The organism is Paenibacillus sp. FSL R7-0189, assembly GCF_037969925.1.
Taxonomy (GTDB): Bacteria; Bacillota; Bacilli; order Paenibacillales; family Paenibacillaceae; genus Paenibacillus_AQ; species Paenibacillus_AQ odorifer.
This window is the reverse complement of sequence record NZ_CP150223.1, coordinates 3929879-3952160: the sequence shown is the minus strand read 5'-3', so window position 1 is coordinate 3952160 and position 22282 is coordinate 3929879. Positions and strand designations below refer to the sequence as shown.

The following is a 22282-nucleotide window of genomic DNA, read 5'->3' as shown; positions in this document are numbered from 1 at the left end:
TGGTAGGAATGATTATCACCCTTTTATTGACACTAATTCTGACCTCGTTGTTTATCCATGAAAAAACATCTTAACCCTGCGGATTAACCGCAGAGTTAAGACCAGCGCCGCTCAATATGAATTCTGCGTCCCATCAATTGATGATACATCTGTAGAAATCTGTCTGCATACAGCTCAGAGGATAGGTTAGTCCGGATATGCCATTCTCCATTCATCCTGATTCTGGCCCGTAGTTCTGGATCATTCATTAAGGATAGAGCAGCAACCACAGCTTCATCCAGCTGCCCTCTAGTGTATATTTTTCCAGTGTGATTGTTAATGACGAGTCTTCGAACGCCGTCTGAATCTGTAGTAAGTACAGGACAACGGCACAACATCGCCTCAGCAACCGCGTATCCAAACCCTTCCAAAATAGAGGTAGAAAGGAGCAAACCTCCCGAATCACCAATAATACTCATATAATCTGCCATTTGCTCATGAGGAATATTGGAATACGAAATCAACCGTGAAGAAATCCCCGTCTCAGCTACAAATTGATCAAAGCTTTCTTTTTGCTCTGGATCAAACAAAGTATCATCCTGAAAAATCCATAAATAAAGTTCGGGATGGATCGCCAGCAGCCTTTGCCCGATTTGCAGAAATTCCCGCCAATTCTTATTCGTTTGAATGCGTCCTACCCAGCCGAGGATAGGGAAACTTTTCGCGGGATAATTGGTATATCCAAACTGATCGCAATCGATCGGATCATCAAAACAATATTGTGGAATGGTTGGAAATCCGCCTTTGAAAAGCGCCTGCAAATGGGTTGTTTCTGGATACAGCAGTGCATCGGTGAGCCTGTAAATGCGCTCTGTAAAATTATTAACGACCTGCTCAGCTTCATCTAAGGTGCCTAAACCCTGCACTTCAAAAACAAGCGGCCCTTTATACCCGAACCCTCGAATCCGCTCTGCTAAGTTAATATCCGTACACACTACAATTAAGTCAAAAGCTTCACGAGCAAGCATTGCCCTGATCTCGTCATCGCTATTGGTAATATGCGTTTGAATGTTACGGATATTCTGCTGTCCTTTTCCATGGTGTGTATACAGTAAATGGCACTCTACACCGCGAGCATGTAACGCTTGGCAGCGAACTCGGTTCAGGGTTTGCATACCTCCACTCGGGTTATAAAAAGTGAACAAAATCTTCATTATGATCACTCATTCGCAAATTATTTTTAGGTAAAAGAGGTCTTCAACAAATCATACAGATCTGCGCTGCGAAACAGCTCATTATAATAGTGGCCTTTGGTCGATGGGACATGTCTGTGTCGAAATCCAATCAGGCTATGATCATCCGTATAGTAATTGGAAATCGTATCCCCGCCCGTAGTTACCAAAGCTTCCAGCATGTACTCAATATCGAGCGCTCCTATAAAAACTTTTGGACCTAAAACTATCGTGAATGGAGTGGATAGTTGTTCTATAGCACTGCAAATCGCGTGTGACTCCACAGCTCCAGGCAGCCAGGCGAACGCTGTCGCAGGATGAGGTATGGTTTCCAATAGAGCCGATGGCTGACGCGTAGTTGATAAATCCAACACCCGGCATTCATAATTGCTATACGTTTGTTCGTACAGATTCTCTATCCGCGTTATTTCATCCGCACAAGCATTCACTACAGGATATAGAACGGTAATCATCGCCGGAATTCCTCTGCGAAACCGTGCCTGATGGCGGGTCAAATGATAGGCATATCTCCATCTACGATGATTTTCAACCGAATGTAATTGGGCAGATACACTAAAGGTAGAATCCACACGATAATTCACCAGTTCCACCGGTATAAAGCGAATTTCACAATGTTCAGCCAGTCTCAGCCAGTAATCATAATCCTCCACCGGTTCCATTCCATAAGCTCCAACAAGCTTCGCAATCTGTGCTTTGTACATAAAAGAAACGCCAATAAGCGAGTAATCCAGCAATCTCTCTTTAGGCTGTGACTGATAATTACGCTGAGTAGCTAATTGATGTTCGTTATGAAGAAACCTTCCCTCGTTATCGATGCTTTGAAAAGAACTGTACACGATGCCTAACTCCTGTGGACCTCTAACTAGCGCCCCCCGAAGGATTTCGAGGAAACGGGGTTCATAAACATTGTCGCTGGAAACCCAACTTAGATATTGAATACTAGGCTCACTATACAAAAGATCAAAGCCGGTATTCAGTGCATGTGCTATACCCCTGTTCTGTACGTAAGAGATAACCGTTACCCTTGGATCTTCGACAATAATGGATCTCACGAGCGGTTCCATTTCAGGTGCACCATCGATCACAACAACCAGCCGAAAATTGGTAAAAGATTGGTGTAGAACAGACTGCAGAGCTTGCCGTAAGAACTCCGGCTTTTGGGTATACACAGGCATAACTACTCCTACATCCGCCATGATTTTTTACCTCTCTCTACATTGGAGTATAAAAACAGTATATTTTGATTCCTCCCATCTGACTGTGTGAATGCCCTTAAAATACTTTATTACGCCTAAAAAAGCAGCAATCGCCCTATTTCTTTCAGCGACTGCTGCTTAATGGTCTAAATATTACTATTATACAGGTATAGAAAGAGCGGTAATCTCCGTCATTTCAGATTGAAGCACCCGCTGATCGGTAACTAGATTTCCGAACTCATCCAGCCCATAAACAGAGGTGACTACTTCTGCCAAAGGATAAGGACTACTAATTTGCACCTCGTAAGCCAGATTCCCCCCAATGAAAAACTCTCTAATATCAGAACTCTTTGCAGGAACGAAATAACCTGTGACATAAAGCGGGGTAAGAGCTGGCAAGGAATATGGAACACCGAAGACTTCGACAATCATCATTGCACTCGCATTACTTGTGTTACGAACACTGACCACTACATTACTCGCTGCAGTACCAGTTGCTCTCGTATTCGTAATAAGACCTGTTGTATAAGGCATTTTCTCACTCCTCCTCTTGGTTTCTATCAACTTATTCAACAGCTAGCTTATAGTTGTGAGGCAAGAGGAGGGGTTAACACGTGGAATAATAGCCAAATAGACAGGTATACAGTTCCTTTCCCGCTTTTTTCATAACATAGATTAAAGATGAAAAAGGAGAGGTGACAATGACCAATTTCAATTTTCAGGTCACTACAGGTTTGCCACCAAAGTTTGAACCCTATGTTGCTGTGAATCTGCTTATTCCCGGGATCATGATTGCTGTAGCTGTAGACACTACAACCGGAGTTCCATTAATAGGGATGTATCGCTCGTTAGATGGCGGTGCCAACTGGTCACAAGCTTTACTACCTCTGCCTCCAGGATTTACAGGGGCCGAAGCACCTGCTGTTGCGTACTCCTTTCCGAATACATTTGCCATTTCTGCACATGCTTTTCCAGGCGCTTCAGACGGAACAACTATATTCTATATTTCCACCAACAATGGTACTAATTTCAGCAGCCCTGTAATTGTAAGTAGCGGGTATGGAACCTACATTAATAATGACGAAACAAATATCACAATCGATGTAGGACAATCTAGCCCATATTTAGGAAATATCTATGTTTCTTACAATCATCAGTTCAATGTAGCTAACGGAGGTAACTCGACAGCTTTTCTTAGTCGATCTCGTGATAATGGAGCCACATGGGACACTCCCATCCTGCTTTCCAGTGAAGCTAATCAGGTAGAACGTCCCGATGTGGCTGTGGATTTGATAGGCAGCGTGTATGGAGCATGGATTACGACAAATCCGGAATTCCGATTTGTGATCAGAACTTCTTTGGATGGTGGAACAACGTTTGGCGCCCCTGTTCTTGTGTCCACGATCGTACCTGTGCCCATAGTCCTGCCCGTTCCCGGCTATGCTTTTCGGGTCTTAACATTTGCGAATATTTCAACCGATCGATCAGTCGGACCCTTTACCAACCGTGTGTATACCATCTGGCAGGATTTCCGCCAAGGGTACTCTGATGTATTCATGTCCATTTCAAACGACAGGGGCATGACTTGGAGCACTCCCGTTAGTATTACCGGTGCACCCGCGGGATCTCAGAACTTTTTTCCTGCGATCGATGTCGACCCTTTGACGGGCGTAGTAAATGTGATCTATTACAGCAATCAGGTTAACGGATTTTTGCTAGATGTATATGTTGCGCGATCCATTAACGGTGGACAAACATTTACCAACACTAGAATAACTAACGTTTCCTTCGATCCGAATGCTGGAGGTACAGGACCTGTAACCTTAATAGGGGATTATATTGATATCACTTCCGTTCCGCCTGGAGGATATATCGGCGTATGGACAGATACTAGTCCGGGAACACAGACTATTTTTGCGGGATATTCCGATGTAGTTATTACTTGATTGGGGCTGGCTGCCCACATCATAAAAAGTCTATTGCCGGGGATTAGGCGATAGGCTTTTTAGTGCAGGTAATGAAAAAGAAAATATTTTCATGAACTTGAACGCTGTTACGCTGAGCTTTCGCATCCGCATCATCGCCGATTCCCACTCTGGCAAGATCCATAGCATACTGGGCTTTGATATTACATATGTTCGATTTTTCAGTTAAAAAACCTTCTCTAATAAAGATCCAAAAGCATAACCAAATTCATATGTATTTCTTACCAGACTCTCCATTCCCTGAACCAATAACGTGACGCCCTTAAGCATTAGAGTAAAAATAAATATCACACCAAACATTCGAAATACTCCCATTCCTTTCTCGTGCCTCCAACGATAATTCTTGCCCATTTTAAAACACCTCATTTTGAGTATTATTATGTTAACTACGTCTCATTACGGGCTCCTATGTATTTCACATCATCCGTATAAAATCTTCTTACTAGAATACTAGATTTGGAACATTATGTATACCAATGCAGAGGTCATCGGTGATTTCTGCCTTCTCATAAGTAAATAAGCACAAATGTTCGCATATAAAGAATAATAGTGTTAAAATAAAGTTATACTATTCCTAAACTAAAGCCTAAGGAGTCTTGCCAAATGAGTCAAAGAGTTGCCTACAATGAAGTTGCACCTGAGGGTATGAAAATCATGATGGATATGGAGATGTACACCAAAAAATCTACGATTAATCGGACTACAAGAGAACTTATCAAAATCAGAGTTTCTCAAATTAACGGATGTGCTTTCTGCATAGATATGCATACATCCGAAGCTCGTAAAATGGGTGAAACCGAACAACGAATTTATTGTTTAAATGTTTGGGAGGAATGTACTTTTTATACACCTGAAGAGAAGGTTGCTCTCGAACTATCTGAGCATATTACGCTAATCCCTTCCAAAAGAGTTCCTGATGAGCTATATAAACGAGTACGTGAACAATACGATGAGAAGCAATATATTGATCTTGTACTGGTCATTAATCAAATCAACAGTTGGAACAGAATTTCTATTGCAATGGGAAATACACCCGCAGAACAATAATTACCCTCAAAGAACACCTTAGGGTGTTTTTTTTATTCTCCGCTCCGCACGTTCCACGGCTCCGTTGATATATAGATCATCACATTAACATGCCCTGCCAGTATTATCACTAGCAAGGCATTTTTTCATGCGATCGCGTTGGGTTAGTTCAATAACAATTGCTGATTTTAGTACTCTCTTTTATTTCCCTTCTTTACGTATTCCCACTCAACCTCAACATTTTTCCTAACCCTTTGCAAGAGTTGAAACAATACTTCCGTTTCTTTTTCAGATAATCCTGCTAACGCAACCAAGTCGGTATGTTCCCCTTCTCTCTTCAGAAAAGAATAGGCTTGTTTACCTTTTTCAGTTGTGAATAACCTTTTTATTTTTTTGTTGGTTTCATCGTCTTTCTTTTCAATAAAACCTTGGATTTCAAGTTTCTGAATCGCACGCGCTGCTGTTGTTCGGTCCACCTTTATCATTTCCGACAGCTTTTCTTGAATAATACCTGGATTCTCATATATCCGGACCAGATATAAATACTGCCCCTTTGTAAGCTCTAATTCCTTGAACTCTATATTACTTATGGAATCTAATGCCCTCGCTATCATTCCAACTTCACGAAGTATCTCCTTCATTCAATCACCTACCACTTCCAATAATGTTGTATTTACAACAATATTGATTATATATATACTTATAATTGTCGTTAATTCATTATGACGTTTTTCCTAAAAAAAACAAATACAGAATGGAGTAAGCAAGAATGAATCTTAAAAGAATTACACTAATCGAGGAACTTGAAGCTGCATTTTCAATAAGAAAAAAAGTATTTGTTGAGGAACAAGGCGTACCCCTTAATGATGAATTTGATGAATTCGATACGCTGAATGGAGAATGTGAGCATGTTCTCGCCTATTATGATGGGCAACCAGTTGCCACAGGAAGGATCCGCTTTCTTGATGGATTAGGTAAGTTAGAGCGTATTTGCATCCTAGAACCTTATCGTAAATTTGGAATTGGGAAAAAAATTATTTCTGCATTAGAAGAGATCGTGGTTGAAAAGGGGCATCAAAAGGTTAAATTGCACGGGCAAACTCAGGCAGAGGGGTTCTATAAGAAACTTGGTTATCGGGCTTCATCTACTGAATTTATGGAGGATGGCATCCCTCATCTTTTAATGATTAAAGATCTTTCTGCTTCAATAGAATGAAGAAGTTTAGTGTAACTACGTTTTCCATTTTCACTTGCGGAATTTTCATCTTAACCCTAGGCGTTTCACTAACAATAATCTCCGATCTTGGAGCGTCCCCTTTTGATGCACTTTTAGTCGGTCTATCCCAAAATGTCGGTCTTACAGTAGGCAGTTGGGAGGTGCTGATCGCATGCCTATTGATTGGATGTAATTCATGTTTATCCAAGCAAAGACCAGAATTATTAGGGTTGGTAACTGCATTTATAGCAGGCATTGGTATCGATATGTGGCTTTTTTTGTTAAACAATCTGATCGAGCCTAATCTGTGGATCAGTAAAATCGCCTTTTATGGTTTAGGATTAATCGCAATTGGATTAGGTACATCCATTTATTTGTACGCAAATTTCGCACCGATTCCAGTGGACCGACTAACATTAGTACTGCAAACGATAACTAGGCTTAGTATACTATTTACTAGAACAATCATTTATCTGGTTTTCTTATTTGCCGCCATTATTTTCAATGGGCCTATTGGGATTGGCACTCTACTTACCATTTGTTTAGGCGGCTTAATTCTTAATTACTTTATGCCACTTATACAGAAAGCCTTGGACCGATTGCTACAACATACAACAGCGGACTCCGCTAAAGAAATATGATATATAGAGCAAACCATAATCTTATCATTGGGAGTGAATAATATGGAGATTAGAATCGATAACTTAACCGGAACCGAAATCATAGCATTGATCAGTGAACATCTGCAGAGCATGTTTGAGCAATCCCCGCCAGAGAGTGTACATGCGTTGAATTTAGATAAATTAAAAACACCTGAAATTACCTTCTGGAGCGCCTGGGAGCAGGGCGAACTCTTAGGTTGCGGTGCTCTTAAAGACCTGGGTAGCCATCATGGTGAAATCAAATCCATGCGTACTTCTACCAAGCATCTTAGGAAGGGCATTGCATCTAAAATGCTTGCCCATATCATTAAGGAAGCTAAGCAACAAGGCTATCGGCGGCTGAGCTTAGAAACCGGATCCACTGAAGGGTTCGAAGCAGCTAGAAAATTATATGAACAATATGGATTTGAATACTGTAGTCCGTTTGCAGATTACATTGAAGACCCCTATAGTGTTTTTATGACGAAAGAATTATAAGCACTATGGAGATGCTAATTTGACTACTAATCAATGGATACCGATTCTCGCAGCGTTCATCGGAGCCTCTTGCTGCTGGATCGCGCTCTTTAATAAGCGTAAGAACAAATAGAATCGCAGATAAAAAAGACTCCCAAATGGGAGCCTAAACGTTGACACATTATTTTTTTGGAATATCTTTCATTCGAGGACTAAATATAAAACATGTAATTGTCAGCCAAACTCTCTTCTTTGTAGTTAATCAAATCATAAAGTGTTGTGGAATCCAGCACATCGGCAATGCTGTCACGAATACGCAACCATAAATCCCGTTTCGCTGCATCGTCCTCTTCCGTGAAGTCTACAGGAGAGATAGGGCCCTCCAGCACACGGATGATATCACCGGCAGTGATAGCGTTCGCCTCACGCGACAAAATGTATCCTCCATATGCTCCACGAATACTTTTTACAAGTCCTGCATTGCGCAGAGGAGCTATTAGTTGCTCCAGATAATGCTCGGAAAGACCATTTTTCTCAGCGATACTCTTAAGTGAAGTTGGTCCTTCACCAAATTTCAGTGCAAGCTCCATCATAATTGTTAGTCCGTAACGACCTTTGGTTGATATTTTCAAAGGGGCACCTCTTTCAGTTTAATGTCTGATTATTGTATACTATTGATTCGGCAAGTCATTTTGATTGTCATATCAAGGTATTCCGATAATTACTCTCAGTTTATGTTATCATATCCGAAGTCACAAATGAAATGGTAAACGAAACATTTTACGAGAATGTTCACCCCAGGTGGACATTTTGTTGTTTCCAGTCTCTTATTTCAGAGGTTTAGAGTAGACAGGTATGTTATAATACATTTTGAGCCGGGTGTTCCATGAATGACCGGTATTTTGGGTACAGAAATGGTGATTACGATGACAAAAGCAAAACAAGACACCCGTGTCGTCGTCGGCATGTCCGGAGGGGTCGATTCCTCCGTCACGGCGCTTCTGCTCAAGCAGCAGGGCTATGACGTCATCGGCATCTTCATGAAGAACTGGGACGATACCGACGAATTCGGAGTATGTACGGCCGAAAGCGATGCAGAGGATGTTCGCCGCGTATGCGAGCAGATTGATATTCCTTACTATACCGTTAATTTCGAGAAGGAATACTTTGATAAGGTATTTTCTTATTTTCTCGATGAATATAAGGCCGGCCGGACGCCAAATCCTGACGTCATGTGCAACCGCGAGATTAAGTTTGGAGAATTTTTGAACAAAGCTCTTCAGCTTGGTGCCGATTATGTCGCAACTGGACATTACGCACGTGTTATAGAAGAAGATGGTGTGTACAAGCTGCTCCGCGGCGTAGACAACAATAAGGATCAAACCTATTTCCTGAATGCACTGGGGCAACATCAACTCTCTAAAACAATGTTCCCTATTGGACATCTGCCGAAACCTGAAGTGCGGAGAATTGCTGAAGAAGCAGGACTTTACACTGCCAAGAAAAAAGATAGCACAGGCGTCTGCTTTATCGGCGAGCGCAACTTCCGCGAATTCCTCAGTCAATATCTCCCGGCACAAGCTGGCGATATGGTTGACATAGTAACTGGAGAGATCAAAGGCCGCCACGACGGACTTATGTATTACACGTTAGGCCAACGCCAAGGCCTTGGTATTGGTGGCTCTGGCAACGGCGAACCGTGGTTTGTAGCTGAGAAAGACCTTAGCCGCAACATTCTTTATGTAGTACAAGGAGACAAGCACCATAGCCTGTACTCCACTAGCCTGATTGCTTCCGGTGTTAACTGGATTGACGGTCAAGAGCTTGGGCAAGAGCCGCTGAAATGCACCGCCAAATTCCGGTATCGCCAGCCAGATCAAGGCGTGACCCTTACAGCGCGTGAAGATGGAACAATAACTGTAGCCTTTGATGTTCCACAAAAAGCTATCACACCTGGTCAAGCTGTTGTCTTCTATCTCGGCGAACAATGTCTCGGCGGCGGAACGATAGAATATGCGGAGAAGGTTGTTCCTTCAGCACAAGTGTGAATGTAAACCAAGCTTCTATAAAAGCTTGATCTACAAGTAATCGTAGTAACTCACAATATCTAACAAACGTACCAAAGCACGAAATAGTTGTATTTAATACAGCTATTTCGTGCTTTTTTATTTCTTTTTGGGTTTTAGTTGTATATTGTACAGTTAAACTGAGCTTATACCTCAATAAATACCCATATACTGATAAATAGTTGTATGAAGTGCAACTAAATTACGTTGGCGCGGCTAGGGTGTATTTTAGTTGTAAAAAATACAATTAAAATGGATATGAAGCCACATTTAGTCGCAGTCGCTAACTAGCCAATTACTAAAAAAAGCCCCAGCCAAATGGCTAGGGCTTCCCTTATTTAGACTTTAAGGCTCAAGTCCCCATGCTAGATCACCATTCAAATACAACGGCACATGATTCCATTCCGTGTACGATGTTTTGGCAGGATCATAAGAGTAGTCTCCAACCTCGTTGTAATTGCTCCAATCCGTTTTGTTGACCCGGATCTGGATATCACCCGTGTTGGCTCCCGGTGCAAGACTGCCTGCACCTGCGCCGAAGGAGATTTCTAAATAATAATCCGCTCCAGTTTTGGCAGGGTCCACCTTCACGAATGTTCCCTGTATATTACTTCCACCGATGTTAGCATAGTCAACATTAAATTGTTGAGGTTTATCGCCATCAATCGTGTAATAATACCGCAGCTTTACATCGCTAAGCGCTACAGCCGTATCCCCATTGTTAACAATTTGCAGCTGCGGGCGGAACTGATTATCTCCCGGATTGGTATCACTTGTCCGGTATTTCACCAGCAAATCTCCTTGTACCGGAATCGGCACATCAATAGGCTTGGCGTGAACCTCAAGCGAATTTGGGCTCTCTCCAACCACGTTGGAAGCACTAACTACGTAGTAGTAATCCGTACCGTTAACCACTGAAGCGTCATTGTAAGTCGCCTGAGTGACAACAGCCACATCGCTGTAAGGGCCACCAGTTGTCGCAGCTCTTTTCACAGTGTAGCTAGTAGCTCCAGTTACGTTGTTCCAACTAAGATCTACAACTTTGTTACCAGCGACCACACTTGGTTTGGAAGGTGCTTTTGGAGCTACTGGCTCAGTAGGCACACTGCTGTTGATCAGTCGATCGTATTCAGCATAAGCAGTTGCCATATCTACTTGCGACCAGAAGCGATGGTAGGTAAATTCAGGGGCTCCATTGTCCCAAGTTTTAGTCACTTTATTAAAAGAAGTATTGTATTTGTCCAGCAAATATTGCCACTTGGAGTCATTCACGATATTTGGACGGATATCGGTATAGCTTGCGTATACCCCGTTTCCGCCTTTAGCTGGATCGGAAGACACTGTAGATGAACCAGGGATCGTATTTCCTTGGCCGAATGTACCTGTCCAACCGCTTGGGAAATAGACTTCTTTAGTGAAATAGCGAGAATAATCTCCACGGCTTTCGGTAGTTGCAATACCAACTCCATCGTTATAACCCCATGCCGTGTCTAACAAAGATTTAGCCAGTACCTGAGCCTCTCCTCCCAGAGTACTGTAGCTGCCATTTTCAGCTTTGGTGCCAGCCGCATAGAAGGTAAGTGCCTTAATATAGCTGCCCAGTACACCTGTATCTTGGCTTGGACTCTTAGTTACGGCTTTCAGGTTACTGTTTGCTGCAGAACCACTGAAGCCATTCCACGTATTAGGTTGTCCTGTCCATTCCACATTACCTGGAATCCAGAACTCTCCTGGTGCAGAGACTGTTGCCACTTGTGGGTTGTCTCCTCCAAGAATTCGATTACCTTGACTGTTCAGGTAGTAACCTTCAGCATCCGTAACTGGACGTTTGTTGGCAAAGGCATAATCTTTAGACCAATCTACCCAATTTTCTATAACTTGTTTTGCCATTTGAAAGTTTTCAGATGTAGTGTCTCCGTTAGAAGCAAGGATATAGTACAGCTCTGCTACCCGCTCCACACTCCATGCCTGCATCCCGAACCAGTTATTGGATGGAGGATCGTGGTAGACTGGAGCTTCGTCATATGCCATGCCATAAAAAGTACTGGTTCCGGCTGGATAAGCCTTGTAGGCGCCTTGATAACTATTGGTCGCTCCTCCGGCAATTGCCCCTTCAGAGGACTGCAGCCAAGTATAGAATTCCAATTGACGTTTCAGAGAATTTTCCCAATCCTGTCCAGCTGTAGCTGATGACGGGATCAGACCACCATCCGAATCAGAAAGTGCGTAGGCAGCCACGACATTCTGATACCCTTGGTGGGCATGGCTCGCCCCGATTCTCCAAGCCCAGTTTCCTGTAGCTCCAAGTCCACCGCCCCATGCGGTATACCAAGCCAGAAGATATTGATTGGAATCTTTGCCAGTCCCGGCATCAGGTGTGCCGTCAGTAGCTGCACTTCCTACTTTTTGGAAGTATTTATCATACATACCGTACCGCAGGAAATCGCCCATTTTCTTAGCTTTATTCAAATACACTGTATTGTTGTAGCCGAGCTCTTTAGCCCAGTACATTGCTTGTACTGCCCGTGCATCGGCATCTGTAGCATTCGTGTAACGCCATTGAGCGGAAGGCACGTTAGCTTCTTTTGTGAACAGGCTCATGAAGCCTTCGTTTGCTTTTCCGAACGTTTTGTCATCTTGAGACGGGTGAGGGACCGCCTCCCAAACGGACTCTTGTTCACCCCGTTGGAATGTATTCACATAAGCGGCTGTATGCGTAGGATTCAGCAAGTTGCCGAAGCCGTACCAGTTGTCCACGTCTACCAGCCAGTGCATCAAGTAGGTCTGGTTGTTGCCATACGTCGCCTTCAATTCAGCATCTAGCGGATCTTTACCTGCTGCATACTGGCCACCTAGCTGACTTGGATACTGATCCGGCTGAGCATGCTCCGCTGCATACGTAGCCGGGCTGTTCGGATTGTAATAACTCATGGTTGGCTGCTCTTCCTTGCCATCACCTTCGTTAATAGGGATGATATACTTCTCCATGTTGTCCCAAGCTGATTCCAGCTTAGTCCAGTCCCCTGTGTGATAACCATAGAGTACCTCAAGCCACATCCAATAACTGTAAGCTTCTGAGGTCGTCATATGTCCGTAATCAGGGGCTTCACTCATCAAGGTCTCTACCGCATGATAAGGTACTCCTTCAGCAGAGAAATAACCATTTGCGGGGTCTTTTAGCTGCGCATATAATTGCAGAAATCGCGTCTGCTCCGTAGTAGAAGCGTGAGCAGTCTGAGGTCTAAAATTAAATAGACCGGTCATGAGTGAGAGAAACAGGACTGCGGCCATCATTACAGAAACAGGCTTCTTTATTAAGCTCAATTTCATCATCTTAGGCAAGCTCCCTCTCTTGGATATATTTATGGTTCTAAGCCCCATACAAGTGTTTCACCTTGATAAAGTGTAACTTTATTCCAATCGGCAAATGTCTGCTGAACCGCGCTGTAGGAATAATCATCCGTTTCATTGTAAGCCGTCCAGTCCGTCTTATTGGTGCGAGCCTGAATCTCGCCGCTATCTCCACCAGGCGCTACGCTTCCAGCCCCTGCACCAAAAGAAATCTCCAGATAATAATCCGCGCCCGTACTGGCGGGATTCAGCTTAACAAAACTGCCGCTTAAATTACCACTGCCCACTACAGCATAATCACAATGAAACTGTTGTGGTTTATCCCCATCCACAGTGAAATAATAACGCAGCTTCAAGCCGCTAAGTGCCACAGACTCGGTTCCTGTATTCATAATTCGGAACTGAGGGCGCAGCTGTCCATCACTGGCATTCGTATCATTCGTACGATATTGCACCTTCAAATTCCCCGTTGTGGGCTGTGTTGTTTCTTGGGGTTTGGCACTAACCTGTATAGATGGCAAGCTCTCCCCTACACTATTCGTGGCAGTGATCACATAATAATAAGTGGTTCCGTTCACCCGTCCACTATCCATGTAATCCGTTCCCATGACATTCTCAAGCACCGTATACGGGCCTCCACTCACTTCACTGCGTTTAACGGTATATTCACTAACCCCGCTAATGGCATTCCAAGTCAAATGGACAGTCCCATTACCTGCTACTGCCTGAACATTAGTCGGACGTGCAGGGACTTGAGGTTCTCCAGGTTGTCCACCACCCGCTGGAAGTTCTCCATACATGTGCACACCTGCATCAAACACCGGAATGTTCGCTGTTTTAACAGGAGTTGCTCCTTGAGCTACCACACCTTGGAATGAAAAATCATTAGCATTATTCCAGAAGTTAGTGTTCAGCGGGGCTGCAATTCGGAATTGAATCTCCTTACGATGAGCAGATTGTCCACCCGGATAAATTAAAGTACCTGTAAAATCAACCTTAGTATAGTAGATATGGTTAGCTGCATCGTAAGGCTGAAGTGCAGACACCGTTCCACCCTGATTGTAGCCTCCCGCCGTAACCGTAATATCCTCAGGAGCATAACCAGCCGCTATCGCTTCACTAAGATCCACATAGTAGTTAAAAGACATCTCTTTACTGGCCCGTGCCGGCCAGCCCGTACGGTTATTCAGCAATGCTCGAATCTCTACGAAGTTGCTGCCACTAGCATTCACAGAGGCTTCGACAAACATCTCATCTTCACGTGTCTCTGCAGGTGGAAATTGCGCAAGCGGCTGTTGCCCTTGTCCATGCAGCAGCACCATTTTTGCAATAGCTCCTGTAAAAGCTGCATTGTAATCGGTTGCAACTTCATTCGAGACATAATCGTTAATGGAGTCGGTGTAGCTGTCTGTTTTGGACGGGCCTCCAACTAGCGCTCCGTACAAGACATGGCGATGATTTACCGGAACGGTCTGACTATCATTCCATGATCCATGTGAGGTTCGATGATGGGGATGCTGAGGAGAATTATTACCATAACCGATAACATAACTGCTGTTTCGTGGATTGTCGCCAAGCATATACGTAATTTGTCTCTCCGCGAAAGAACGCGCCGTATCTTTCTTCACCGGATCGCTCACCCAGTCCGAGTAAACGAAGGCCATAAAAGCCTGATTGGCTGCATAACGCAATGCGCCCCATTGATCCAGATGGGCTAGTCCGCCAGGTGTATAGGCAACACGGTCACTTGTTCCACCCACTCCAGTCGTCCAATACTGCATATTCCGTTCAGTGGATTGAATGAACTTGGTCTGCCCGGTGATTCGTGCCAACAGTAATTGAGCGCCATAATGCTTGTCGTCCCAAGACTGCGTCCACTGATAACCCCAGTTTCCAGCCTGATTCGTTCCCCATTGATCACTTGCTGCAATAGCCTTATTGAGATACTGCTGATCGTTAGTCGCCAAATACAACCAGACAGCCCCCCAGCTCAATTCATCCGCATAACCGCTCCAAGAATTATAATATTGTTTGGCATCGGTAATGCTGTCGGAATAGGAGCCGCGGTAAGTGTCAGCAAAATTGTAAAGCTGTTTAGCATGCAGCAGCAGCTTGTCCGCATATACGGCATCCGTATCCCTGAAAATAATGGATGCTGAAGCTAACGCTGCAGCTGTTTCTGCGGCAAGATCTGATCCGGGATGAGTGGCATCAATTTTGTAGGAAGGTCTCTGCATCTGCATGACTTCTGCGGGTCCCCACCAATTATGATCGGTTGTTCCATTACCAACTTGTCCCCACAGCTCGTTAGGAGCGGTATGAGCTTTTACAAAATAATCGGTTGCCCAGCGAATATTGTCTAATATTTCCTCCAGCTGCCCAGACCCCTCATATCCTTGCTTGTACTCATAAACCGACCACGCCAGCATCGTCGTAGAATAAGCCATAGGCAGACCGAATTTAACGTGATCACCGGCATCATACCAACCACCAGTCAGATCATGTCCCACATCCGCCCCGTCCAAAAGACCGGAATCGCCCCGCCATTCCACCCGATTGTTATCTGGCAATTCACCAGACCGCTGGGTTTCGTAGAAATAAATAGATTTTTGAAGAACCTCCGCATAGTTGTAGTCTCCGGCCGCCGCCTCTGCTATCGCCGGTTGAAATGCAGCATTTGAACAAAATGTAAGCGTAAACAACAAACTGAACACCAGTCCTTGTTTCCTATACCTCTTGATCATTTCTACTGCCCCTCTCTTCAGTGAATGCCACAAGAAAGATTACACCTCAGTCCCGTAACACCTCCCTCACTTGAATCAGGTACCCGTCATTGAGATCATCCACTCACCTCTCTCTAAGAGCTATATTTAAGCGAAAGTTTCGCTCTCACCCAAAATATACCATATCTTTCATTAAAACACTATATTTTTACAGTAAATAATGCACAAAATATAGGAATTATTGTTAATTTAATGAAAAATAAAAAACAGCAGCTCAGGATCTCTCCTTGAACTGCTGTTCATTAATACCCTCTTACTGAGCTACCGCAGCTTTATCTGCAGAAACCGCAATGTCGTTATAATAGATTTCAACTCCATCACCAACAGCCCAATAATTCAGGACGCGGTTATTAACCGGCACTATTACAGCACGATAAAGTGTTGGGAATACTGGAATCTCATCAACCATAAATTGTTGCCACTCTTTATAGATTTCTTTACGTTTGTCTACATCAAATGCAGCCTCGGAGATCCCTTCGGCGAGCAAACGATCGTTCTCTGCACTCGAGTAACGCGGGAAGTTATAGATTGCATCTTTGCCATACAGACCTGATGGGTCAACGTCAATCCCTACACCCCAAGCGCCTTGGTACACATCAACAGTAGGATCATCCTCACCATTTTGACCTATGCGATCATAGAAGGTATTAAACTCTACCATTTCCAAAGTTACATTCAGACCAATCGCTTTCCAGGATTGTACATAATATTGAGCCAGCGGCTCAGCAATGTCTCCACCAGTCATCGAAATGAAATTAATCTTCAGCTCGCTGCCATCTGGATTCGTTCTAAATTCACCGTTTAGTTTGTAACCAGCGTCATCCAGGATCTTCTTAGCTGCTTCTGGATCATAAGCTACACCTGGATTGGAAGCATCATGGAATTCAGGATGGGAAGGTGGGATCAACGTAGTCGCATTCCAGCGAAGTCCATTATAAAACTTCTTACCGACAGTATCATTATCTACGGCAGCCCACATGGCTTTACGCAGATTTACATCCGCCATTTTAGCTTTAGGATCTGTTGCAACAACCTTTTTCTCTGCATCCCATTTACCAAGCTTAAAGCCTATATACGTATAAGCACGATCAACCGCACCGAGGAATTCAACGTTTGACATCTTTGCATTATCCGGGAATTGATCAATAGGGAAGGAATCCACCAAGTCAACTCCGCCAGATTTCAGTTCTTGTACAATCGTTGTTGGGTTGATAACCTTCAAAATTACTTTATCCAGTTTTGGGGCTCCGCGCCAGTAATCTTCATTCTTAACAAATACTACAGACTCACCAGGAACGATGCTCTCTACTTTAAAAGCTCCGAAGCCAATTGGCTTTTGGCGGACTTCAGGGGAAGAGGAGATTTTGGCAACATCCATGCCGCCAAAGATATGTTTGGCTAATGGATAAATCCATACGCTACCCGTTAACAAGGAAGGTGTAGATTGCTTATAAGTAATCTGCAGTTTCTTATCACCCAGCACTTTAATCCCGGATATGGTCTTGGCTTTACCGGAATGGTACTCATCCATGCCTTCAATATTAGTGAAGTCAGAACCATAACGAGGACCATCATAAGCAGGATTACCAATAACTTCATGGGCGAACAACCAGTCTTCAGCCGTTACTGGCTTACCATCCTGCCAGTTTACATTGTCGCGAATCGTAAAGGTAAAGGTCCGTCCATCTTCTGCAACTTCATAAGTAGCCGCACCATCATTAGTATATACATAGTCTTTATCCCAAGTTAACAAACCTTCATCAAACCAGTTCAGAACTTGAGCATCTGGATCTCCAGAATAGAAGTTCCAGTTCAAAGTACCTTCAAATGGACTATCGGAAACAAGTCCAAATGTAATTGTCCCTCCGTCAATAGCTTCACCTTGGTTAGTCTTAACGTTACTAAAATCTTTAATGTTATAAAGTCCGTCTTCTGCCTCAGGCGCGGCCGTTGCTTCTGCAGTTGCCGCAGGTGCGCTGGCGCTAGGAGCTGCTGTTGATTCAGCCGCTTCGTTGTTGTTCTTGGAGCCGCAAGCCGCAAGAGCGAACAACATTACAAACATTAATGAAACTAGTAAAGCTTTTGAACGAATGGCTTTTCTCATTTAATCATTTCCTCCCTTATTATCCTTTTCTTTGTCTTGCGTCGGTCGCACGTTTAAGCGCTTGACCCACATTATTTATACTCAACATCAATACCAGGATCAGCAATGATGCGGGTAACCAGATCCACCATCTGAACTCAAGGGTCTGCGGATTTCTCGCATAGCTTACTAGAGTACCCAGACTGGGTGTACTTTCTGGAAAACCAAAACCTAGAAAGGATAGGCCTGATTCCAATCCAATATTAGCTGCCAGATTCAAGGTCATCGTTACGATAATGATAGAGCTTAAGTTCGGCAGAACTTGCGTGAACATAATTTTTAGATTGGAGGAGCCTAGGGTCTTAGATGCCTGAACATAATCCAATTCCTTCTCTTGCAATGTCTTGGAACGAATTAGCCTGGCAATCCCCATCCAAAGAAATGCTGTCATGATAAAGGAGAAGGTCAATGTATTGTACTTAGGAACTGCGCTGACAAAAGCTATAACAATCATTAGAAAAGGTAGAATCATGAAGAAATCCACAATACGCATCGCGACATTATCTACCGTTCCCCCAAAGTAACCTGAGACTAAACCTACCAGAATACCGATAATTCCCGTAAAAAAAGTAACCATAAAGGCAATAGACATGGAATTTCGTGTTCCTATAATTAATTGACCGAATACATCCCGTCCTCCATAATCAGTCCCCAGCCAATGCACAGCCGAAGGCTTCTCATATAGGGCGAACAAGTCAACCGTGACAATTTCTTTCTGATCTAAAAATAAGGAGATCCCATATACAGCAGCAATAATCGTAAATAGGAAAATCAATGAGATCAGTGCCAGCTTATCCCGCACCATCTCCCGCCAAACAATTTTGAAGCCCGATGGACTTTTATCAGTTTCCTGCAGCAGAGCTATCTCTGCGCTCGTCTTTGCCATTTCATTCACCCCAAAGTGTTCATCTTCTTATTTAATCCGGATACGAGGATCTACGATACTTAAAATAATGTCTGATAACAACGCACCGACGATGGAAGCAACCCCATACAGAAGAACAAGAGCTGTTACCACGCTGAAATCCCGAATCGTTATCGAACTTAGAAACAGCAAACCCATTCCTGGATAGCTGAAGATCGTTTCAACGAACACCGTACCACCGATTAGCCCAGTGATCTCATATCCAAAAAATGCAGCGATCGGCAGCAAGGAGTTTCTCAAAATATGACGATTGTATACGCGTGACTCCGAAGCCCCTTTAGCTCTAGCAGTGAGAATGAAATCTTTTTGCTTCGTATCAATGATCTCATTTCTCAGATATTGTACGGTCCCAACCGTTGCAATTAGCGCCATAGATAGCGCAGGCAGAAGCAGATGGTAGAATTTACTCCAGAAGTGACTTAGTGTACCTGGAACTTCCCCGGGACTGACACTGCCGCTGGTAGGAAACCAATGAAAATGAAATCCGAAAACCCATACCATTAAGAGTGCAAAAATAAACAACGGTGCAGCAAATCCAATATAGGTATAGCCAGTTATCAAGCGATCCAGCCACGAATCGTTATAACGTCCGCTGGTAATACCAAGCGGGATAGCAATAAGGTATGTAAGAATCAGCGTAACAATGGCCAGCCAAAGGGTATTCATCAGGCGTTGACCGATTAGCTCTGAGACCGGCATTTTGAAACGGAAGGACTGGCCGAAATCCCCTTGTATCGCTTTAGTGATCCAATCCCAGTACTGGATGTACCATGGATCATTTAAACCGAGCTTTTCTCTCATCGCATCAATGGCCGCCGGGTCAATATTCGGATCAAGCATTCCTGAAAGTGCGTCACCAGGCATCGCCTTCGCCATAAGAAAAACAAGAATACTTAATAGAACTACTTGAGGGATCATTATAAGAATTCTACGAACGATAATCTTCCACATATTCTCAACCTTTCTCAGGCAAGGCTACCAGATGAGTCTCGGAAATTGATTTTAATGGATAAGCCATGCCTTCTTCATCAAAATAATTCCGGTGCGCTTGTTCATATTCCTTGCTTACTGATTTTCTAAACTCCGTCTGCTTTTCTCTCTGTTTCGGATCAATATCAGGAATGGCGGCAATGAGTCGTTTGGTATAAATATGCTGAGGATTGTCAAAAATATCTTTAGCAGTCCCTTGCTCCACATGTCGTCCTTTATACATAATCCCTATGTGATCGCACATATGCCTGATGATCCCGAGATCATGACTGATAAATAGAAAAGTAAGATTCAGCTCTTTTTGAATGTCCTGCATGAAGTTAAGCACTTGTGCCTGTACTGAGACATCTAGCGCAGATACCGGCTCGTCAGCAATAATAAGCTTTGGCTTGAGTGCAATTGCTCTGGCAATTCCGATCCGCTGCCGCTGGCCGCCAGAAAATTCATGCGGATATTTCAGGATGTTCTCAGGACTTAAGCCTACCTGTAAAAGCAATTCCTGCACCCGGCGTTTTTCTTCCCCTGGAGACATTTTTTCGAAATTACGCAACGGTTCTGCAATAATATCGAGTACACGCTTCTTAGGATTTAAGGAAGAGTACGGATCCTGAAAGATCATCTGAATGTCTTTGCGGACATTTCTTTGCTTACGTACACCCCTCAAGGCCAAATCTTGCCCTTCAAAAATCACGCTGCCGCTAGTAATAGAATTAAGACCTATAATCGCGCGACCCGTTGTCGTCTTTCCGGAACCAGATTCACCAACCAGACCATAGGTTTGCCCAGCTTCAATGGTAAAATTAACATTATCGACAGCCTTAACTACGCCAACTTCCCTTCGAAAAACACCGCCGTGGATCGGAAAATGTACTGCTAAATTTTTAACCTCAAGAAGTCCCATTGTGGATTGCCTCCTCGTTAGTATCAGGGAAATGGAAATTGTTATAACAGGTGCAGCGAACGAAATGTCCGGGTGCGACTTCATGCAGCTGTGGGTTCTCCTCATGCTCCGATTCAGGAATCCAAGGCGTCCGTGCCGAGAAACGGCAGCCCTTACGCGGAAGGTTTTGCAGTGGTGGAACAATCCCCTGAATCACATGCAATCTGGATTTCTCTTCTTTTGCCGTTGGAATGGAGTTTAATAAGGATCTCGTATACGGATGTTTCGGATTAGACGTCAACGTAAAAATATCTGCGATTTCGACGATTTGTCCGGCATACATCACCGCAACACGGTCAGCCATTTCGCTTACAACCCCTAAGTCATGAGTGATTAAGATAATGCCTGCTTCCATATCGTTTTTTAATTTTTTAATAAGTTCAAGGATTTGTAATTGGATAGTCACATCTAGTGCTGTAGTAGGTTCGTCGGCGATCAAAAGCTTGGGTCCATTGGCTATCGCAATGGCGATAACCACCCGCTGCCTCATGCCACCGGATAATTCGTGGGGGTACTGCTGATATGTATGCTCGGGACGGGAAATTCCAACCTTGGTCAAAAGATCAATGACCTTCTCTTTTCTCTGTTTCTTAGAAAGCTTGGAATCGTGTAGGATAAGTACTTCTTCAATCTGTGAGCCGATGATCATTAGCGGGTTTAAAGCGGATAAAGGATCTTGAAAAATCATAGACATTTCTTGGCCGCGCAGCTTGTTTAGTGCAGCAGGAGACATGGTAACGATGTCCTGGCCCTTGTATTTGATTTGTCCGTCAATTTTGGCTCTGGTGTGCAGCCCCATAATTGAAAAGGCGAGCGCACTTTTTCCTGAACCAGACTCTCCAACGATAGCCAGAATTTCATTTTTGCGAACAGACAGGGTAACATCATCAACCGCAGCATAATAGTCGTCTGCAATTCTGAACGATGTCGACAAATTTTTGATTTCTAGTAGTTCTTCGCCCATATTCATCACCCTAACGACAAGGATTTCAAAATTAACACAATGAAAATATTATGTAAATTTTGATATAAATAGTGTTGATTTTCATGAAACATTTTGAAATAACCAATGTAATGATAATTAACACCATTAAGAATACTACCAGTAGTTCAATCGGAAATAAAAATGAACATCTCGTAACTTTGTAGTTCATTTTAATTAACTTATGGTAAATTATCAATCTTTTCCTATAAAAAATTTTCAATCGATGTGATTAAAAGTAACGTAGGCAACAAAAAAACGGCTCTAGGCCGCCTTTTTTTGGGAATTATTTAGTTCGTCTGAAAGTTAAAATCTTTTGCTTTCCAGCA

Annotated in this window: 19 protein-coding genes; 6 read left to right on the top strand and 13 right to left on the bottom strand. The window is 43.5% G+C overall.

Annotation, left to right across the window (positions count from 1 at the left end):
- Positions 1-95 precede the first annotated feature (95 nt).
- The 3 genes from MKY63_RS17150 to MKY63_RS17140 all read right to left on the bottom strand — a co-directional run bounded on the left by MKY63_RS17150 (position 96) and on the right by MKY63_RS17140 (position 2962).
- The gene (locus MKY63_RS17150; protein WP_036677572.1) at positions 96-1193 is read right to left on the bottom strand and encodes a glycosyltransferase family 4 protein; all 1098 of its coding nucleotides are present in this window, start codon (positions 1191-1193) and stop codon (positions 96-98) included.
- A gap of 26 nt (positions 1194-1219) precedes the next feature.
- Complete coding sequence (locus MKY63_RS17145) at positions 1220-2428, bottom strand: glycosyltransferase (RefSeq protein ID WP_076105882.1); 1209 nt, start codon at positions 2426-2428, stop codon at positions 1220-1222.
- A 159-nt stretch (positions 2429-2587) separates the two neighbouring features.
- Entirely contained in the window at positions 2588-2962 is a 375-nt protein-coding gene (locus MKY63_RS17140; protein ID WP_036677578.1) for a hypothetical protein, read from the bottom strand.
- A 167-nt stretch (positions 2963-3129) separates the two neighbouring features.
- On the opposite strand from MKY63_RS17140, the gene MKY63_RS17135 reads away from it, so the two are divergent.
- Complete coding sequence (locus MKY63_RS17135) at positions 3130-4374, top strand: sialidase family protein (RefSeq protein ID WP_051490984.1); 1245 nt, start codon at positions 3130-3132, stop codon at positions 4372-4374.
- A 204-nt stretch (positions 4375-4578) separates the two neighbouring features.
- Here the strand turns inward: MKY63_RS17135 and MKY63_RS17130 are convergent, their stop codons facing one another.
- Positions 4579-4728 carry a hypothetical protein gene (locus MKY63_RS17130; RefSeq protein WP_155288181.1) on the bottom strand — a complete coding sequence of 50 codons (150 nt, stop codon included), beginning with the start codon at positions 4726-4728 and terminating at the stop codon, positions 4579-4581.
- A 288-nt stretch (positions 4729-5016) separates the two neighbouring features.
- Here MKY63_RS17130 and MKY63_RS17125 point away from each other — a divergent pair, with 288 nt between their 5' ends.
- Complete coding sequence (locus tag MKY63_RS17125; protein ID WP_036677583.1) at positions 5017-5460, top strand: carboxymuconolactone decarboxylase family protein; 444 nt, start codon at positions 5017-5019, stop codon at positions 5458-5460.
- A gap of 167 nt (positions 5461-5627) precedes the next feature.
- Here the strand turns inward: MKY63_RS17125 and MKY63_RS17120 are convergent, their stop codons facing one another.
- Positions 5628-6080 (bottom strand): MarR family transcriptional regulator, encoded by a 453-nt coding sequence (locus tag MKY63_RS17120; RefSeq protein WP_036677586.1) that lies wholly within the window; start codon positions 6078-6080, stop codon positions 5628-5630.
- A 128-nt stretch (positions 6081-6208) separates the two neighbouring features.
- On the opposite strand from MKY63_RS17120, the gene MKY63_RS17115 reads away from it, so the two are divergent.
- From MKY63_RS17115 to MKY63_RS17105, 3 genes are read left to right on the top strand one after another with little or no spacing between them, the layout of a single operon-like run.
- A complete protein-coding gene (locus MKY63_RS17115; protein ID WP_038572966.1) occupies positions 6209-6655 on the top strand; it encodes a GNAT family N-acetyltransferase in 447 nt (148 codons plus the stop codon).
- The gene (locus MKY63_RS17110; protein WP_036677593.1) at positions 6652-7296 is read left to right on the top strand and encodes a YitT family protein; all 645 of its coding nucleotides are present in this window, start codon (positions 6652-6654) and stop codon (positions 7294-7296) included. The genes MKY63_RS17115 and MKY63_RS17110 overlap by 4 nt, the downstream gene beginning before the upstream one ends.
- A 42-nt stretch (positions 7297-7338) precedes the next feature.
- The gene (locus tag MKY63_RS17105; protein WP_036677596.1) at positions 7339-7794 is read left to right on the top strand and encodes a GNAT family N-acetyltransferase; all 456 of its coding nucleotides are present in this window, start codon (positions 7339-7341) and stop codon (positions 7792-7794) included.
- A 191-nt stretch (positions 7795-7985) separates the two neighbouring features.
- Here the strand turns inward: MKY63_RS17105 and MKY63_RS17100 are convergent, their stop codons facing one another.
- Complete coding sequence (locus MKY63_RS17100) at positions 7986-8405, bottom strand: Rrf2 family transcriptional regulator (protein ID WP_036677599.1); 420 nt, start codon at positions 8403-8405, stop codon at positions 7986-7988.
- A 294-nt stretch (positions 8406-8699) separates the two neighbouring features.
- Between MKY63_RS17100 and mnmA the strand changes: the two genes are divergently transcribed.
- The gene (mnmA, locus tag MKY63_RS17095) at positions 8700-9821 is read left to right on the top strand and encodes a tRNA 2-thiouridine(34) synthase MnmA (protein WP_036677701.1); all 1122 of its coding nucleotides are present in this window, start codon (positions 8700-8702) and stop codon (positions 9819-9821) included.
- 363 nt (positions 9822-10184) lie between these two features.
- On the opposite strand, the gene MKY63_RS17090 is transcribed toward mnmA, so the two are convergent.
- From MKY63_RS17090 to MKY63_RS17060, 7 genes are all read right to left on the bottom strand, one after another.
- Positions 10185-13169, bottom strand: coding sequence for a glycoside hydrolase family 48 protein (locus MKY63_RS17090; protein ID WP_081388133.1), 2985 nt, complete (start codon positions 13167-13169; stop codon positions 10185-10187).
- A 32-nt stretch (positions 13170-13201) separates the two neighbouring features.
- On the bottom strand, positions 13202-15934 hold the full coding sequence (locus MKY63_RS17085; protein ID WP_076214765.1) for a glycoside hydrolase family 9 protein: 2733 nt from the start codon (positions 15932-15934) through the stop codon (positions 13202-13204).
- 292 nt (positions 15935-16226) lie between these two features.
- Positions 16227-18077: an oligopeptide ABC transporter substrate-binding protein gene (locus MKY63_RS17080; RefSeq protein WP_036677608.1), complete on the bottom strand. Its 1851-nt coding sequence runs from the start codon at positions 18075-18077 to the stop codon at positions 16227-16229.
- Between the two features lie 19 nt (positions 18078-18096).
- A complete protein-coding gene (locus MKY63_RS17075) occupies positions 18097-19002 on the bottom strand; it encodes an ABC transporter permease (RefSeq protein WP_051490985.1) in 906 nt (301 codons plus the stop codon).
- A 27-nt stretch (positions 19003-19029) separates the two neighbouring features.
- Positions 19030-19992: an oligopeptide ABC transporter permease gene (opp4B, locus tag MKY63_RS17070; protein WP_036677612.1), complete on the bottom strand. Its 963-nt coding sequence runs from the start codon at positions 19990-19992 to the stop codon at positions 19030-19032.
- Between the two features lie 4 nt (positions 19993-19996).
- Entirely contained in the window at positions 19997-20932 is a 936-nt protein-coding gene (locus tag MKY63_RS17065; RefSeq protein WP_036677615.1) for an ATP-binding cassette domain-containing protein, read from the bottom strand.
- Positions 20919-21935: an ABC transporter ATP-binding protein gene (locus MKY63_RS17060; protein ID WP_036677618.1), complete on the bottom strand. Its 1017-nt coding sequence runs from the start codon at positions 21933-21935 to the stop codon at positions 20919-20921. The genes MKY63_RS17065 and MKY63_RS17060 overlap by 14 nt, the downstream gene beginning before the upstream one ends.
- Positions 21936-22282 lie beyond the last annotated feature (347 nt).

What these genes read in the sequence shown, in the direction of transcription:
- MKY63_RS17150 (WP_036677572.1), bottom strand. Translation starts at nt 1,193, where the DNA reads ATGAAGATTTTGTTCACTTTTTATAACCCGAGTGGAGGTATGCAAACC.
- MKY63_RS17145 (WP_076105882.1), bottom strand. Translation starts at nt 2,428, where the DNA reads ATGGCGGATGTAGGAGTAGTTATGCCTGTGTATACCCAAAAGCCGGAG.
- MKY63_RS17140 (WP_036677578.1), bottom strand. Translation starts at nt 2,962, where the DNA reads ATGCCTTATACAACAGGTCTTATTACGAATACGAGAGCAACTGGTACT.
- MKY63_RS17135 (WP_051490984.1), top strand. Translation starts at nt 3,130, where the DNA reads ATGACCAATTTCAATTTTCAGGTCACTACAGGTTTGCCACCAAAGTTT.
- MKY63_RS17130 (WP_155288181.1), bottom strand. Translation starts at nt 4,728, where the DNA reads ATGGGAGTATTTCGAATGTTTGGTGTGATATTTATTTTTACTCTAATG.
- MKY63_RS17125 (WP_036677583.1), top strand. Translation starts at nt 5,017, where the DNA reads ATGAGTCAAAGAGTTGCCTACAATGAAGTTGCACCTGAGGGTATGAAA.
- MKY63_RS17120 (WP_036677586.1), bottom strand. Translation starts at nt 6,080, where the DNA reads ATGAAGGAGATACTTCGTGAAGTTGGAATGATAGCGAGGGCATTAGAT.
- MKY63_RS17115 (WP_038572966.1), top strand. Translation starts at nt 6,209, where the DNA reads ATGAATCTTAAAAGAATTACACTAATCGAGGAACTTGAAGCTGCATTT.
- MKY63_RS17110 (WP_036677593.1), top strand. Translation starts at nt 6,652, where the DNA reads ATGAAGAAGTTTAGTGTAACTACGTTTTCCATTTTCACTTGCGGAATT.
- MKY63_RS17105 (WP_036677596.1), top strand. Translation starts at nt 7,339, where the DNA reads ATGGAGATTAGAATCGATAACTTAACCGGAACCGAAATCATAGCATTG.
- mnmA (WP_036677701.1), top strand. Translation starts at nt 8,700, where the DNA reads ATGACAAAAGCAAAACAAGACACCCGTGTCGTCGTCGGCATGTCCGGA.
- MKY63_RS17090 (WP_081388133.1), bottom strand. Translation starts at nt 13,169, where the DNA reads ATGAAATTGAGCTTAATAAAGAAGCCTGTTTCTGTAATGATGGCCGCA.
- MKY63_RS17085 (WP_076214765.1), bottom strand. Translation starts at nt 15,934, where the DNA reads ATGATCAAGAGGTATAGGAAACAAGGACTGGTGTTCAGTTTGTTGTTT.
- MKY63_RS17080 (WP_036677608.1), bottom strand. Translation starts at nt 18,077, where the DNA reads ATGAGAAAAGCCATTCGTTCAAAAGCTTTACTAGTTTCATTAATGTTT.
- MKY63_RS17075 (WP_051490985.1), bottom strand. Translation starts at nt 19,002, where the DNA reads ATGGCAAAGACGAGCGCAGAGATAGCTCTGCTGCAGGAAACTGATAAA.
- opp4B (WP_036677612.1), bottom strand. Translation starts at nt 19,992, where the DNA reads ATGTGGAAGATTATCGTTCGTAGAATTCTTATAATGATCCCTCAAGTA.
- MKY63_RS17065 (WP_036677615.1), bottom strand. Translation starts at nt 20,932, where the DNA reads ATGGGACTTCTTGAGGTTAAAAATTTAGCAGTACATTTTCCGATCCAC.
- MKY63_RS17060 (WP_036677618.1), bottom strand. Translation starts at nt 21,935, where the DNA reads ATGGGCGAAGAACTACTAGAAATCAAAAATTTGTCGACATCGTTCAGA.